Origin of the sequence: Paraburkholderia bannensis NBRC 103871 (assembly GCF_000685015.1) — a bacterium.
Lineage (GTDB): Bacteria > Pseudomonadota > Gammaproteobacteria > Burkholderiales > Burkholderiaceae > Paraburkholderia > Paraburkholderia bannensis.
The window spans coordinates 170254-184833 of the sequence record NZ_BAYA01000010.1 but is presented as its reverse complement, the minus strand read 5'-3'; the positions used below and the strand labels follow the sequence as shown (position 1 = coordinate 184833).

The following is a 14580-nucleotide window of genomic DNA, read 5'->3' as shown; positions in this document are numbered from 1 at the left end:
TAAACACCGCCTGCCAATTCGATTAATGTAAATCGATCGGGAGTTTTTACCTGGACACCGAAATTCGCCTACGTTCGTTTTATCGGACGAATGAGGGAAAAATTGAGGGGCGCAGCGCGGAAAGCCCGCGTAGAGAAGAAAAAAGCCGGCTGCAAGGAGCCGGCTTTTCCAGGGCGTGAATCGCGCAGACCCGCGCGCGCGGCTTATGCGGCGACCGAGCCGCGCAGCTTGTTGAGCAGCTTGAGGCCGCGCCGCACGACGGCGGAATAGAGTTCGGCGCTCTTGAGCTTCGCGTCGAAATGGCGCTCGTAGGGCTGCACCTTGATCGGGAAATACGGCGACAGCTTTTTCACCACTTCATCGAGCGGAATATGCGTATTGCTCTGGACGACGGCGAACAGGCCGTCGCTGTCCTCGGCGAAATGCTGCGCGGCGCTCCATTCCTTCATGTCGTTGGCGAACCACACGCTTTCCGACGCGTGCAGCGTGCGCTGGCCCGGTTGCGGAAATGCGTGAAACTCGTCGAGCAGGCCTTCGCGCTCAGCGTTGAGCCAGTACAGCGTGTATTCAGTCCAGTCGATCGCGTAGTTCGCCAGCAGCGTGCGACGCCAGTCTGTGCCGTACTGCTTCTCCAGATTGTGATGCAGGCTCAGGCACAGCGTGCGCGAAAGGATGGTGGGCGTCCACCACAGGCCGTCGCCGTCCAGCCCCGGATCGACGTTGAGCAGCTTGGCCGACGCTTCCCAGAAACGCGGCTCGGCGCGGCGCGGCTGGCGGTGCGTGAGCGCGCGGCCGTTGCGGATCAGCGTGTCGGCGGTGAAATGGTGCGTGGCGAAGCAGTCCGGATCGAACACGAGGAAATACTCGGTCTCGATCCATTCGGGTGCGTTCAGCTTGATGATCTGCTGGCGGTGCCAGTTGCGGATCTGATGGCGCTGCGAGAACTCCGCGAAGATCCCCATGTACAGCGATTCGTCGATCACCTCGACCGGGAAATCGGCCCACGCCTTTGCGTAGCCTTTGACCTCGTCGACTTCCTCGTGCGGCACCACCAGCACGATGCGGTGAAAGGTATCGGGCGTCGTGAAGTGGCGCAGCGACGAAAACAGGATGTCGCAGCGGCCGATGTTGTCGGCGTAGTGCCGTCCCCGGGTCTTGATCGGCAGGATCGCGCTGATTTGGGCCATGGTGTTCCGGTCTGTCGCCGGTAATTAGAAGAAGCGGTAGATGAAGTCGGGAATATAGCCGCGACGATGGGTGAGCGCGAGACCGACGAGTCGGCCGCCTGCGTCCTGCACCTGCGTTTTCAGGCCCAGCGCCACGGGCTTGCGTGTCGATTCGGCGCGTACGGCCAGGATGGTCGCGTCGGCCAGCGCCGCGTTTTCGACGCCGGCGAACGACTGGCTCGCGGGCGGCGCGTGCAGCACGATGTAGTCGTGCGATTCGCGCAGCGCGTCGAACAACTCGCGGGTCTGCTGCCACGACGAGGGGAACATGCCGTTGCGCGTGCGCGCGACCACGATGTTGTGGCCGTCGACGCGCTCGAAGATCAGGTCGTCGGTGCTCAGGGCGTGCTTGTCTGCCTTGGCCGCTGTATTGGCCACTGTATTGGCCACTGAGTCGCCCTCAGCGCCGCGCTCGCGCGAGGCGGCATGGCCCGGCCACGGCAAAAGGCCTTGCGCATCGGGCTTGCCGTAGAGCGGCGCCGCATCGGGCGCCGACGCCATGTCGAGCACCAGCACGGGCCTTGTCGTGCGGTTTTCCAGTTCGACGGCAAGCCCGCGGATCACGGCCTGCAAGCCGTCGTTCTTGCCGAACGACAGCGCCATGATGACCTTGGAATTGGCCTCGGTGCTGGCGTTGATCGCCGCGATCATGCGCCCGTAGGCCAGGTGCACGGGGCGACCGACGGCAGGCGCTTCGGCGCCGGCCAGGCCCGTCGCGCCGGGGCGGCGGCCATTCGTGGTGGCGCCGCTGAGCATGAGCGGCGCGGCCAGCACCGGCAGCAGCAGCGAGCGCTCGACCTGCTCCGGGCTCAGGAAGGTTTCGCGCATGCTGGCGAGCACGAGCACGACCAGCGCGGAAATCACGAGGCCCGCGGCCACGGCCGCCGACACGATCAGGCTGCCCGGGATGCTGCGTTCCGAAGGCGGGAACGGCGCCTGGATCACGCGCACGTTCGTGCTGTTGACCTGGCTGACCTGGCCCTGCTGGATCTTCGCCTGTTCGACCTGGCGCGAGCGATCCTTGAAGCTGTCCGCGAGGATGTCGCGCGTGGACAGCAGCTGGCGCATCTGGCTCGAAACGTCGCTGAGGTTTTTCAGGTGCGCGCGCGCGTCCTTGATCTGCTCGTCGAGAGCGTGCTGCAACGCCAGCTCGCCCGCGATGCTCGCATTGAGCGTGGACAGCTTGCCCTGCACCACGTCGTAATAGTCGTTGTGGCCCAGACGCGTGGCCGTGGTCATTTCCTGCTTCTGGCGCGCGATATTGGCGCGCATGTCGTTGACCTGCTGGTCGAGCTGCTGGACGAACGGCGAATTCGGCAGGTAGCGCGCGGCGAAATCGGCGCGGCGCGTTTCCAGTTGCATCAGCGACAGCTGCATCGTGTCGAGCGCGTGCGCCGACTCGGAATCGTCGGTGAAGATCGGGATGGTCGCGTGCACGCCCTTCGACGAGGCCTGCATCGATTTCAGTTCACCCCTGTCCTGCGCCAGTTTTGTGTCGTTATCCAGTTTGTGCTGGACGAGCTGGCTTTCGAGCTGCACCGAGCGCGCGATCTGGTCGTCCACGTCGACGATGCCGTGTTTCTTCTGGAAGGTGAGCAGGTCGGCGTTGGCGCGGTCGAGCTGGGCCTTGACGTCGTCGCGTTCGCCGGTCAGGAAGTCGACGCGGCCCGACGTGAAGATCGTCGCGCGGCGGCGGAAATATTTGTCGAGCAGGCGGGCGAGCGCATCGGCGGCGACTTTCGGGTCGGCGTCCGAGTAGTTCAGCTGGATGGTGTTGGCGAGATCGTTTTGTTCGATATGCAGACGGTGCTCGAAATTCGCGAGCTGGGCGTTGATTTCGCGCTCGCTTGCGTTCGGCCCCAATTTCGAAATGATGACGTCGCGATGGAGTTCAGGGCTGCTGAGGATCTGCGCTTCGACGCTGTCGAGCTGGCCGGCGGCGGGCTGAAGCCCGGCGGAACCATTGGTATTGTTGGACTGGTCGTAGTAACCCGCGAACAGCACGAGCAGCGTCGCTTGAGCGCGATAGGGCATCGGCACCGCCAGTGCCACGACCACCCCGATTGTGACAATGGTAAGAAATACCGCTGCTGCAATCTTGCGGTAATAAAAAAAGGTGTTGAGATAATCCCGAATCGTCAAATCGACAACTGCTGCTCTGCGGTCAGGCCTGGTCCTAGTTGTAATAACCATATGGTTGTGGTTCCTGGCCCACAAGTTAGATACCGAAGGCGCATATAATACGTAAGAAAACATGAGCCAGTCTGCATTTCTATAAATTTCGCGCAGTCCCTGTCGTTCCCTGATGACACTTTTCAGGCTTTATCGTTTGCGCCCAGGGAACGGGCAGCCAGCGCCACCAAATACACGCACTACACGCTCGATGAAGACTATTCGCCCGGCACTCATCCTGGTGCTGCTGACGCTGACCGCCTGTTCCCGCACCTGGGTGCAACCTCAATATCAGCGCCCGGCCAGCTTCGCCAACTGGGTCGATTCGACCCCGTCCGTTTATCGCATCCAGGCCGGCGACGAACTTTCGGTCGTGCTGCCGTTCAATAGCGAGCTCAACTTTCGCGGCCCGGTCGCGCCGGACGGTACGCTGACCATGCCGTTCGCGGGCACGCTGCCCGCGGCGGGCCTGTCGGTCGCGCAGCTCGGCGAGAACATCACCAAAGCGCTTGCGGCCAACGGCGTGGCCGCCAATGCGCACGCGGCCGTGGCCATCGCGCAGACGTCCTCGCATGTCTATGTGGGCGGGCAGGTGGCCAAGCCCGGTGAAGTCGAACTGCGGCCCGGCATGAGCGTGCTGCAGGCCGTCATCGCCGCGCAAGGTCTGCTCGACACGGCGCGCACCAATGAAGTCGTGCTGATTCGTCGCAGCCCCGATGGCCGCCCGATGCTGCACACGATCAATCTGGATTCGCTCACGCACCAGGGCGATGCGAACCAGGACGTCGTGCTGCAGTCTTCGGACACGATCTTCGTGCCGAAGTCGTCGATCGCCGAAGTCGACCAGTGGGTCGACCAGTACATCGACAAGGTGCTGCCGTTCAATCGCAGCCTCGACTACACCATCTCGAACAATCACATCCTGTACTAAGGGCGCAGCGCGGGCCGCGCTCGCGGGCTGCACGCAGCTAGTACTCAAGCAGCACTCAGGAAGCATTTCAGGGCAGAACATTTTGTACGAGATGGAAACCGCCTCGCCGACGGCTGCGCTTGCTCCGGTCTTTTCAGCCGAACCGGCGAGAGCGCGCGTCGTGCTATGGCTGCTCGCGCTGCTGCCGCTGTTCGGCCAGACCTTTCACTACATCAGCGCGCTCGCGCCGTTGTGGGCGTTGTCGAAGGCGTTTCCGATTCTTTCCCTGCCCGCCGTGCTGCGTCTTGCGGGCCAGCCGCGCTTTCCCGTCACGCGGCAGTTGCTCATCAGCTTTGCGTGGCTCGTGTTGTTTCCGAGCTTCGCGGCGATGTTCTATTTCCACGAAGGTTTTTTCACCAGTATTACGGCGCAGGTAAAACTCCTGCCCTTGCTGTATTTCTTTTCTTTCCTTGCCTTGCTGCTGGCGCTCGAACCGACGCTGCACGAGCTCGAACGCAGTTTCATCGTCGCGGGCATGATCGTGATTGGCGCGCTGATCGTGATGTGGGCCATCGTTCCGGCGAGCTTCTACAAGGACGAATACGTGATCGGCCAGGCGCCGTTTTTCACGAATGACATGCGCGGGCACCGTATCCGCATGTCGATGTATTTCCCGATCATCCTGCTGTTCTTCTGCTTCCGCCGCGCGGTGTTCGAGCGCCATCTGGGCTATCTGTGCGGCGCGATCGTCGCGTTTGCGGTCACGCTGCTGATCGTCAAGACACGCGCCATGATCATCGGCATCATGGGCGTGCTCATCATCAATACGCTGGTGTGGTCGCGCCCGCTGGCGCGCGTCGCGTTCCTGTTGTGCGCACCGTTTGCGCTGGTGGCGATGTTTTCGGCGGGCTACCTGGCCACGACGTTCAACCTGAATTCGGCGAACGGCTTCGATACGCGCCGTATTTCGATGCAGCTTGCCTCGGGTTTTCTCGGCAACGATCCCATGCGCTGGCTGTTTGGCGTGGGCACCATCAGCCCGACGAGCCGCGATAGCCTGATCGACTATTTTCACCATTTCTTTTTTCTGGCCGACATCACGTGGCTGGGCATCGTGTTCGAATACGGCTTGATCGGCGCGACGATCCTGCTGTTCATCCAGCTGCGCGGACTCTTTCTTTACCGGCGCCTGCGTGCGAAGGTGAACGACGATTTCCTCGGCGCGCTGTACGACTACCTCATCTATATCCTGGTGATTTCGTTCTTTTATCCGCCTACGCTCACGCCAGGCGAGACCGCGGTGATTCTCGCGGTGTTCGTCTACGTCTGGCGCGCCGGCAACCTGAACGAGCACGTCAGTGACGCCGAATACACCGATCAGCCCCATCACCCCCATCCCGCCGATTCACGGAGCGACCATGCCGCGCACGCGACGCCCTAGAACATTCATCGCGCCGCTCGCGGCCGCGCTGCTGATCGCGGGCCTGGCCTCGTGCACCGAAGCGACGTCCAGCACGTCGCCGGTGGCCATCAGCGTCGATGCGGCGGCTGGCCGCCATCCGATCAGCCCGCTGATTTACGGCATCAACTTCGGCAATACGGCAACGCTGCGCGACCTGCGCGTGCCCATCAACCGTTCGGGCGGCAATAGCGCGTCGGCGTACAACTGGCGGCTCGACGCGCGCAATGCCGGCAAGGACTGGTATTTCGAAAGCGTGGGCGTGAGCACGACCGATATCAACGACCAGTTCGGCGACCGTTTCGTGACCTTGACCCAGGCGGGCGGCGCGACGCCCATCATCACGATTCCGATGCTGGGGCGGGTGGCGAAGCTCGGGCCGCAGCGCCAGCCGCTGGCGAGTTTTTCGATCGCCAAATACGGCCCGCAGCCCAATCACGATGTCGACGGCCTGACCGACGCAGGCAACGGCATGGGCATCGGCGACGTGCCGATCACCGGCAACGATCCGAACGATGCAACCGTGCCCGACGACGCGCCGAACGAGCAGGCACGCGTTGCCGCGCTGGTCGCGCAATTCGGCGGCGCGAAAGCGGGCGGCGTGCGCTACTACGCGATGGACAACGAGCCAAGCCTCTGGCAGGTGATCCATCGCGACGTGCATCCCACGGGGGCGCACGCGCGCGAAATCGCCGACAAGGTCGTGACCTACTCGCGCGCCGTGAAGGCGGCCGACCCGCACGCGAAGGTGCTCGCGCCGGAAGAGTGGGGCTGGAGCGGCTATTTCCATAGCGGCTTCGACCAGCAGAACGCCATCGCGAACGGCTACGACCACGCGCCCGATCGCGAGAACGAGACCCAGGGCATGGACTACGTGCCGTGGCTGCTGTCGCAATGGAAGGCAGCGGGGCGTCCCGTCGATGTGTTCAGCCTGCACTTCTACCCGCAGGGCGGCGAATACGCAGACGGCAAGGCGGCGAACACGACCGACATCGCGCTCAAGCGCAACCGCTCCACGCGCGACCTGTGGGACGCGCACTATACCGATCCCACCTGGATCAACAGCGTAGTCGCGCTGATTCCGCTGATGCGCCATTGGGTCGATACGTACTACTATCCGGGCACGCCCATCGCGCTGACCGAGTACAACTGGGGCGGCGAAACGCTGATGAACGGTGCGACTGCGCAAGCCGACCTGCTCGGCATTTTCGGGCGCGAAGGGCTCGATATGGCCACGCGCTGGGGCACCATCGATGCGTCCATGCCGGTGTACAAGGCGATCAAGCTCTATCGCAACTACGACGGCAACGGCAGTGCGTTCGGGTCGACCAGCGTCGCGGCGAACGTGCCCGATCCGGATACGGTCGCGGCGTTTGCGGCATTGCGCGCAAGCGATCACGCGCTCACGCTCGTCGTCATCAACAAGCAGCTGGATCACGCCGCCGAAACGGCCATCTCGATCGCGAACTTCGCGGCGAACGGCGTGGCGCAGAACTGGCAACTGGCGAACAACCAGCTTGCGCGCTCGCAGGACGTGCATTACACCAACGGCGTGTTGCGCGCGACGCTGCCGCCGCAAAGCGTCACGCTGTTCGTGCTGCACGGCGCGGCGTCCTGATTTTTCAATTCGATCCTTGCCACCGGAACCCCCGCACGTGAGCGACACCCAAACCGCGCCCGCATCGAGCGGCGCTTCGATCGTCCGCGGCTCGCTGATCAGCCTGGGCGTGCGCCTGCTCGACCTGCCCAGCCGCTACGGTTTCCATCTGCTGGTCGCCGCCGCGCTGGGCGTGATCCAGACCGGCAACTTCTACATCGTCTTCAGCACGATGGTGGCGCTCGCGGGCTTCGGGCGCCTGGGCATCGATCAGGCGCTCACGCGGCAGATCGCCATGGATGTGGCGTCAGGCCGCCCGCAGGCGGTGCGTCCCGCGATTCGCCGCGCGCTGACGCTGGTCGTGCTGGCTTCGGTGACGGTGTCGGTGCTGCTGGCGGCGAGCGCGGCACTGCTCGCGCAGCATGTGCTGAAGAAGCCCGAGCTGGCGTGGCCGCTCGTGCTGGGCGCGCTCGCGTTCGTGCCGCAAAACGTGGGCGGCGCGCTGGCCGGTGCGCTCGCCGGGCTGCAACGCGTGGGCCTGAGCCAGATGATCTATTCGTGGCTGTGGCCCGCGATTTTCTGCGTCGTGGCGATTCCGCTCGAACTCGCGGGTGGCATGACCGTTGTGCACGCACTCATTCTGATTGCCGCGAGCTTTGCGTTGACCGCGCTGGTGGGGGCGGTGCTGCTCAAGCGCGCGCTCGATGCGGTGCCTGCGGGCAGCGCGTCGGCCAGCGACGCTCCGCATCTCGTCAAGCCGGGCCTGTCGCTGTTCGCGCTGGAATTCACGAAGCTGCTGATTACGTCCGCGCCCGCCATCGTGCTGGGGATCGTCGCGACTTCGCGCGAGACCGGTCTGTTCGCGCTGGCGTGGCGGCTCGCGCTGGTCGTCAACCTGCTCATCAGCGGCGTGACGGGCATGGCCGCGCCGCGCTTCGCGAGTCTCTACGCGCGCCGCGATCTCGAAGGCTTGCAGCGCAGCGCGGCGCAGGCCGTGGGCATCGTGTTGTGTCTCGCGCTGCCGTTCACGGCGTGCATGCTGCTGTTTCCGGAGCGCCTGCTTGCGCTGTTCGGCGCGGGATATGGTGCAGGCGCAGCCGCGCTGCGCGTGCTCGCGCTCGGTCAGCTTGCCGCGGCCTGCTTCACCGCCATGCCGGAGCTGCTCGGCATGACGGCCCACACGTCCGTGCTGTATCGCATCAACTTCTATTCGGTGGCCGTGCTGCTGATCGGTCTTGCGGTGCTCACGCCGCTGGGCGGCAGCATCGGCGCGGCGGCGGCTGCGTCGCTGGCGGTCGCGGTCAACGGCGCGATTGCCGCGTGGGCCGCGCATCGCCTGCTGGGTGTCGCGCCGCTGCCGGCGTTGTGGAGCAAGCTGAGCGCGCGGTTCAGGGGCGCCAAAGGCAACTGATCAGGATGCCGAATTAGCGGCGGAGACCGGCTGGCCGCCCAGGTTCGCCGCGCCGCGCAAATGAGCGGCAAGGCGCAGGGCTAGCGCGACGACGCTCAAGGTGGGATTCGCCTGGCTCGAAGTCGGGAACACCGCAGCGCTGGCGATATAGACGTTATCGACTTCATGCAGGCGGCAATCGGCATTCACGACGCTCGTGCGCGGATCGTCGCCCATGCGCGCGGTACCGATGTGGTGGCCGCCATACGCGCCATAACGCGTCATTTCCGCCTCGACTTCTTCGGGATCGTAGGCGAAGTGGCCGACGCCGCTGTCCTCGATTTCCTGCTTGAGCGCTTCCAGCGCGCGGCTCACCGTCGCCACGTCCTGCCGCGTATAGCGCCAGTCGACATGAATGCGGCGCTGACCGAGCGCATCGACCTCATTGCCGAGCGTGACGCGGCTAGCCGGGTTCGGCTCCTGCTCCGCGTGAAAGTCCAGGCTGAAACGCAGGTTCGGCGGGCGCACGATCACCGACGGAAACTTGCGATTCGCCAGCGTGCGTTTGTGCAGCCAGTGCCAGAAAAAGCGCGCGGTGGCGGGCACGTCCGCGATCACGTTCTTCAGGTGCGCGACGCTCGATCCTGCGTAGCCTTCGGGCGTGCCGTCGTAGAGACGCCTTGCGTACTCGTAAGGCACGAAAGGGCGCGCGAGATAAAGCGCGGACAGCACGCCGTTGCCGTGGCCGGCATCGGGAATACGCGGATGGTGCAGGCGTGCGATGAAATTGCCCGTGCGTTTTTCTCGTTGCACTTCTTCGCGCAGTGCGAGACGGCGGCGGCAATAGATGCCTTCTTGCGTGACTTCGTAGCCGTGCCAGACCGATGACGCGGCGGCAAGATCGAGCGTGCCGATGGTGCCCGCGATATGGCTCATGTAATAGCGGCCCACGACGTCATGCGTGTTGCCGAGCCCGCGCCCGCTCGGGCCGGGACTGTTGAGCAGCAGGCGCGGCACTTCGAGTCCGCCCGCTGCGAGCACATAAGCGCGCGCGGCCACGCGAAAAGTCGCGCCGCCCAGCACGCGCACGTCGGCGTGGCCCACGCGCCGCCCGGAGCCGCTTTGCATCGGCAGCGCACAGAGGTTGGCGTGCTGGATGACCCGCACGCGGCTGCGTTCAAGGCGTGCGCGATAACGGCGGCCGAAATCGGTCGGGCAACTGAAGCGCTCAAGCGTGTCGGTCGTGAAGCGTTCGTGCGCGAGGCCGCCGATCATTGGGCGCAGTGGCTCGACGAATGCGCCTTCGACCGTATAGGTGAATTCCCCGGCCTCGCACAGCGCGTTGGCTTGTGCATAGAAGGGCAGCAGGTCTGCGAGCGAGATCGGCCAGCCACTGTGGGCGATGTGCTCGCGCGGCTCGAAATCGAGCGCGTCGAGCGGCATGCAGCGCCCGCCCCACAAAGTGGTCGAGCCGCCGAAACGGCGCACGCGGCCCGTGTCAGTCGGGGGATGCAGGTGCGTATCGGCGACGGTGCCCGCGTAGAGCTGCTGAGTCCTGGGGCTGGCCGAGTCGCCGCCGCTTTCCAGCACGATCACTTCCAGACCGCTGTCTTCCAGCGCGAGTGCAAGCGTGATGCCGGCCGCCCCGGCGCCCACGATGCACAGGTCTGCATGTAGCAGCGTGCCGGCGGCAAAGTCTCGGGCGTCGACAATCATGATGCGCGCAAAACGGGCCGCGATTCAAACGCGTAAAAACAGGAAACGCGCAATTTAAATTGCGCGCAAACGTTAGCGAGTTTGTTTTCGCCGGGTTTTAACGCGAGTTCGGTCGATATTACCGGGTTCGTCGTTCGCCGCCGTGGGGTTTTAAATCGCGCTAATCGTTTGCGTGTTGCCAACACTATAAGGAAACTCCCTTACCGCACATTTCGCGAGCAGCGATGTTAGCCGATCCGTGCTGCGAATACGACGGTTTTTGCAGGGGTTTTGCGCAGCGCGCGCCGCCAGCAAGGCGTTGCAGGGCGATGCTCCGGATTCATCGGAGGAATTGAAATATGAACCGTCACAGGCGCCAATCATTTCTTTCGAATTTGCCGCTGTAAAAACACGACAAGGCCCCCCGAGTTTTGAGATGCGCTGGTACTATTCGTTTGCGGATTCTTTCCGCGAATAAAACCAAACGCATCTTGGCATCGCCAGGAGACCAAACAACATCACGTCGGACGAATCACGGTGAAACGCGTGAGCCCGTATTGCGGGCGCACGCGCGGATCGATCCGCGCGGGAAGTCGGGGTTACAAAAACAATGAGCAGTGTGCTTTATCAGACGGCGGCGCCAAAGGCAGCCGCACGGGCGGATTCCCTGCCCCGTATCGCGTTGTTCGGACTCGATATCGCCGCTGTGTCGTTCGACACTGCGCTCGATGCGCTGTGCGACGCTGCGAGCCAACGCGATGGCCGCGCGCGCGTGGCGGTGACGCCGAACGTCGATCATCTCGTGCGCCTCGACCGGCAGCCCGAACTCAAGACGCTCTATCGCACCGCGGACTTCCTGTTCGCCGACGGCATGCCCGTCGTGTGGGCGAGCCGCCTGTTCGGCATGCCGTTGCCGGGCCGTGTGACGGGTGCAGACCTGTTGCCCGGTTTGTGCGAACGCGCGCGCCTGAACGGCTGGAAAGTCGTCGTCGTGGGCGGCCAGCCCGGCCACGAGCAGACGCTGATCGACGGCATCGCACATTACTATCCGGGGCTCGATATGCAGGTGATCGCGCCGTCGATGAACTTCGACCCGATCGGTGCCGAAGGCGATGCGATCGCACAACGCGTGCGCGAAGCCGCGCCTGATCTCGTGTTCGTGTGCATCGGCATGCCGAAGCAGGAGCGCTGGGCGTTGCGTCACGCAGGCTCGATGCCGGGTGGGCTGATGCTGTGCGCGGGCGCCGCGATTGAATTTGCGGCCGGCCTGCAAAAGCGCGCACCCGCCTGGATGCAGCGCTCGGGCGTCGAATGGTGCTGGCGCATCATGCAGGATCCGGCGCGTCTGTGGCGTCGTTATCTGGTCGACGACCGCCGCTTTATCCGCATCTGCTGGCGTCAATGGCGTCTTGGCCGCGTGCAGTCGCGCAGCGCAGCGTGAACGCGGACTGATAGCCAACGGATCTGCCAATAAAAAACGCCGGTGCCTTTTCAGGTACCGGCGTTTTGCATTTGAGGCCCTGTTTAAGGCCTCGTCCGCTGTCTCAGATCGCGTTGCGGCCCGAGATGATTTCGGGAATCGTGCGCACCAGGATCTGCAGGTCGAGCCACAGCGACCAGTGCGTGATGTAGTAGCGGTCGTATTCGACGCGGCGCTGCATCTTGTCGGGCGTGTCGGTGATGCCGCGCAGGCCGTTGATCTGCGCCCAGCCGGTGATGCCGGGCTTCACGCTATGACGCAGCATGTAGCCGGGAATCAGGCGGCGATAGAGTTCGTTGTGTTCGGCGGCATGCGGGCGCGGGCCGACCAGGCTCATCGAACCGCCCAGCACATTGAGAAACTGCGGCAGTTCGTCGAGCGAGCTGCGGCGCAGAAAGCCGCCGATCGACGTGATGCGGTCGTCGCCCGCCACGGCCTGGCGCACGATGCCTTTGTTTGCTGCTTCCTCGTCGCGCGTGAAGACGCGCATCGAGCGGAACTTGTGCACGACGATGGGCTCGCCGCGTTCGCCGTAGCGCAACTGGCGGAACAGGATCGGGCCCGGCGAATCGAGGCGGATCAGGATGGCGATGGTCACCATGATCGGCGAGAGCAGCAACAGCATCACCAGCGCGCCAATGATATCGACGGTGCGCTTGAGCATGCGCGAGAGGCCCAGGATCGGCATGTCGTGCAGTGCGAGCAGCGGCACGCCTGCGAGATCCGTGCTGTAGGTCGCGAGGTCTTCGACAAAACGCGATTCGGGCACGAAATAGATAGCGGCCGTCGAATCGTAGAGTTGCTGCACGATCTCGCTCGTCATGCTTTCGCCGTCCAGCTTGCCGGTGGCGATAAAGACCACTTCGAAATCGTTGGCCTGGATGCGGGCCGTGGCGTCGGCAAAGTGGCCAAGATACGGCGGCAGTGTTTCGCCGGCGCGCGGCACCACGGGCGCGTCGTTGTAATAGCCAATCACACGCACACCCAGAATCGGCGAGCGCAAGAGGCGCAGGTTCAGCTTGCGTGCTTCGCTGCCCATGCCGAAGAACACGGCGTCGCGCTGGTTGCCCGGCGCATTGTTGATGCTGTGCGCGGCGCCGCGCAGGAAAGCGAGGCCTGCAAGCTGCAGGGGCAGCGCGAGCACCGTCCATTTGGCGAGCAGCGTCAGGCCGCTTGCGCCACCCAGGCGCGAGACGAGCGTGAGCAGGGCAACCGCGACAAACAGGCGCGACCAGCGCATCGCGCCGCGCCCGAGCATCCACCAGAGGTCGCGCGCGCTGGAGAGCAGATGGAAGCTCATGAACAGAATGAACGCGGCAACGGCGAGCAGGCCTGCAAGCGCGCGCAGATAGAGCAGCTCGCCGCCTGAAACGTGTGGCGGCAGCACGGCGAGCCAGGCGCCCGCGTTGAGGGTCGCGCTGAGGCCGCCGGCCAGCGCCATGAAAAGGCGGTGATGGTGGCTAGACTGGGTGGACATGGCGGCTTCGGCTGGTTCGTGCAGCTAACGACTCGACAGCGTTCATCAGGCCCGGCAACGCAAATGCGGCCGGGGCTCGGGTGGTGCACGGGGAGTACGTCTGCGCGAAGCAGTCGCGGGCAGGCACGAGCCGGGCAGGTGTCTGACCTGCGCGACGAAACTCGCGACTGTACGACTTGCGCTCGGATGCATGCAGTGAACGGGAGCACTCTTTCCGTGTGGTGCGCCTTGTGTCATTGCATGCGGGCGGTTGGCCTTCCCCGATGGCCGATGGCGCACACTGTTCATTCCGGCAACCCGAGTGGTCTAAATTCGGGCGTGATTCCGGAGCAGCGCGCTGCCATCCTTTATTCGCGCTTATCTTACCAGCGACTTATGTATTTTGCTTAGCTTCAAATGGCGGCTTCGATAAAAAGACGTGCATGTGTAGCCATTTCGTCACTATGCGTTAGCGCACGCAGTTTTAGCGTGTAGAAATCGAAATCCCGGCGTGTCGTTTTTTTGAAAATGCTAGCGCCGCATTGGCCTGGCGATTTAGCTTTTCGAGCATGCGCAAACGTTTTATCCAGCCCAGAACGTTTTGTTCCGACGAATGGATTTCGCGCTGCGTTCGACCAACGTTCGATGCGTGGGGCGCGCGGGCCTCAAGGTACAATCCGGCGCGCCGTTATTAGCGTTGTAGTCGCCTTGTATCGTGTGGCAAGCATCTGATCAACCCGTGGCCCGCAAATGTGCCGCGCCCCTTCGCCGGAGCCTGAATTGAAGCGTATTGCACTGAGCCTTTGCATGGTCGTCCTGGCTTGCGCTTCGACGGCGAACGCTGCTGCGCTGGGGACTTCCGCCGGTTGCTCGGGCAGTCTCGCGTTTCCGGATTGCATCGATGCTTCCGGCAATAATTACTCGGTTCAGCACTTCGGCAATACTGTGCCGATCAACGAAAAGCCGCCCATGACGGGCGGTGCGTCCGATCGCATTCCCACCACGGCGGGCAGTTCGTCATACGTCAACGGCGTCGCGTCGGATGGTGCTACGTGGAACGAAACCGTGACCGATTACGGCAACGGCACGCGCACGATTTCGGGTATGGATGGCAATGGCGTGGTTTATACCCACTATTGCACGGCGACGGGCTGTAATTAATTCCGATTTCATTCACGCAGGACTTGCGCGAAAC

Annotated in this window: 10 protein-coding genes; 6 read left to right on the top strand and 4 right to left on the bottom strand. The window is 63.7% G+C overall.

Annotated elements, in window-relative coordinates; translation table 11 throughout:
• Positions 1-203: 203 nt before the first annotated feature.
• Positions 204-1187: a DUF6492 family protein gene (locus tag BBA01S_RS17925; RefSeq protein WP_027817662.1), complete on the bottom strand. Its 984-nt coding sequence runs from the start codon at positions 1185-1187 to the stop codon at positions 204-206.
• 24 nt (positions 1188-1211) lie between these two features.
• On the bottom strand, positions 1212-3260 hold the full coding sequence (locus tag BBA01S_RS17920) for an exopolysaccharide transport family protein (protein WP_167336023.1): 2049 nt from the start codon (positions 3258-3260) through the stop codon (positions 1212-1214).
• 349 nt (positions 3261-3609) lie between these two features.
• Here BBA01S_RS17920 and BBA01S_RS17915 point away from each other — a divergent pair, with 349 nt between their 5' ends.
• The 4 genes from BBA01S_RS17915 (at position 3610) to BBA01S_RS41650 (ending at position 8775) form a co-directional block, all read left to right on the top strand.
• The gene (locus tag BBA01S_RS17915) at positions 3610-4329 is read left to right on the top strand and encodes a polysaccharide biosynthesis/export family protein (RefSeq protein WP_027817660.1); all 720 of its coding nucleotides are present in this window, start codon (positions 3610-3612) and stop codon (positions 4327-4329) included.
• 91 nt (positions 4330-4420) lie between these two features.
• Entirely contained in the window at positions 4421-5749 is a 1329-nt protein-coding gene (locus BBA01S_RS41655) for a hypothetical protein (RefSeq protein ID WP_063750548.1), read from the top strand.
• Positions 5727-7385: a glycoside hydrolase family 44 protein gene (locus BBA01S_RS17905; protein WP_027817659.1), complete on the top strand. Its 1659-nt coding sequence runs from the start codon at positions 5727-5729 to the stop codon at positions 7383-7385. Before BBA01S_RS41655 ends, BBA01S_RS17905 begins: the two co-directional genes overlap by 23 nt.
• Before the next feature lie 37 nt (positions 7386-7422).
• Entirely contained in the window at positions 7423-8775 is a 1353-nt protein-coding gene (locus BBA01S_RS41650; protein WP_042297464.1) for an oligosaccharide flippase family protein, read from the top strand.
• Here the strand turns inward: BBA01S_RS41650 and BBA01S_RS17895 are convergent, their stop codons facing one another.
• A complete protein-coding gene (locus BBA01S_RS17895; RefSeq protein ID WP_027817658.1) occupies positions 8776-10470 on the bottom strand; it encodes an FAD-dependent oxidoreductase in 1695 nt (564 codons plus the stop codon).
• A gap of 589 nt (positions 10471-11059) precedes the next feature.
• Here BBA01S_RS17895 and BBA01S_RS17890 point away from each other — a divergent pair.
• Positions 11060-11890 carry a WecB/TagA/CpsF family glycosyltransferase gene (locus BBA01S_RS17890; protein WP_084162258.1) on the top strand — a complete coding sequence of 277 codons (831 nt, stop codon included), beginning with the start codon at positions 11060-11062 and terminating at the stop codon, positions 11888-11890.
• A 103-nt stretch (positions 11891-11993) separates the two neighbouring features.
• Here BBA01S_RS17890 and BBA01S_RS17885 read toward each other — a convergent pair whose 3' ends face one another.
• Positions 11994-13406: an undecaprenyl-phosphate glucose phosphotransferase gene (locus BBA01S_RS17885; protein WP_027817656.1), complete on the bottom strand. Its 1413-nt coding sequence runs from the start codon at positions 13404-13406 to the stop codon at positions 11994-11996.
• A gap of 759 nt (positions 13407-14165) precedes the next feature.
• Between BBA01S_RS17885 and BBA01S_RS17880 the strand changes: the two genes are divergently transcribed.
• Positions 14166-14546 carry a hypothetical protein gene (locus BBA01S_RS17880; RefSeq protein WP_156965976.1) on the top strand — a complete coding sequence of 127 codons (381 nt, stop codon included), beginning with the start codon at positions 14166-14168 and terminating at the stop codon, positions 14544-14546.
• Positions 14547-14580 lie beyond the last annotated feature (34 nt).

Excerpts from the sequence above, each read along its gene's own strand:
- BBA01S_RS17925 (WP_027817662.1), bottom strand. The coding sequence starts at position 1,187 with ATGGCCCAAATCAGCGCGATCCTGCCGATCAAGACCCGGGGACGGCAC.
- BBA01S_RS17920 (WP_167336023.1), bottom strand. The coding sequence starts at position 3,260 with ATGCCCTATCGCGCTCAAGCGACGCTGCTCGTGCTGTTCGCGGGTTAC.
- BBA01S_RS17915 (WP_027817660.1), top strand. The coding sequence starts at position 3,610 with ATGAAGACTATTCGCCCGGCACTCATCCTGGTGCTGCTGACGCTGACC.
- BBA01S_RS41655 (WP_063750548.1), top strand. The coding sequence starts at position 4,421 with ATGGAAACCGCCTCGCCGACGGCTGCGCTTGCTCCGGTCTTTTCAGCC.
- BBA01S_RS17905 (WP_027817659.1), top strand. The coding sequence starts at position 5,727 with ATGCCGCGCACGCGACGCCCTAGAACATTCATCGCGCCGCTCGCGGCC.
- BBA01S_RS17895 (WP_027817658.1), bottom strand. The coding sequence starts at position 10,470 with ATGATTGTCGACGCCCGAGACTTTGCCGCCGGCACGCTGCTACATGCA.
- BBA01S_RS17890 (WP_084162258.1), top strand. The coding sequence starts at position 11,060 with ATGAGCAGTGTGCTTTATCAGACGGCGGCGCCAAAGGCAGCCGCACGG.
- BBA01S_RS17885 (WP_027817656.1), bottom strand. The coding sequence starts at position 13,406 with ATGTCCACCCAGTCTAGCCACCATCACCGCCTTTTCATGGCGCTGGCC.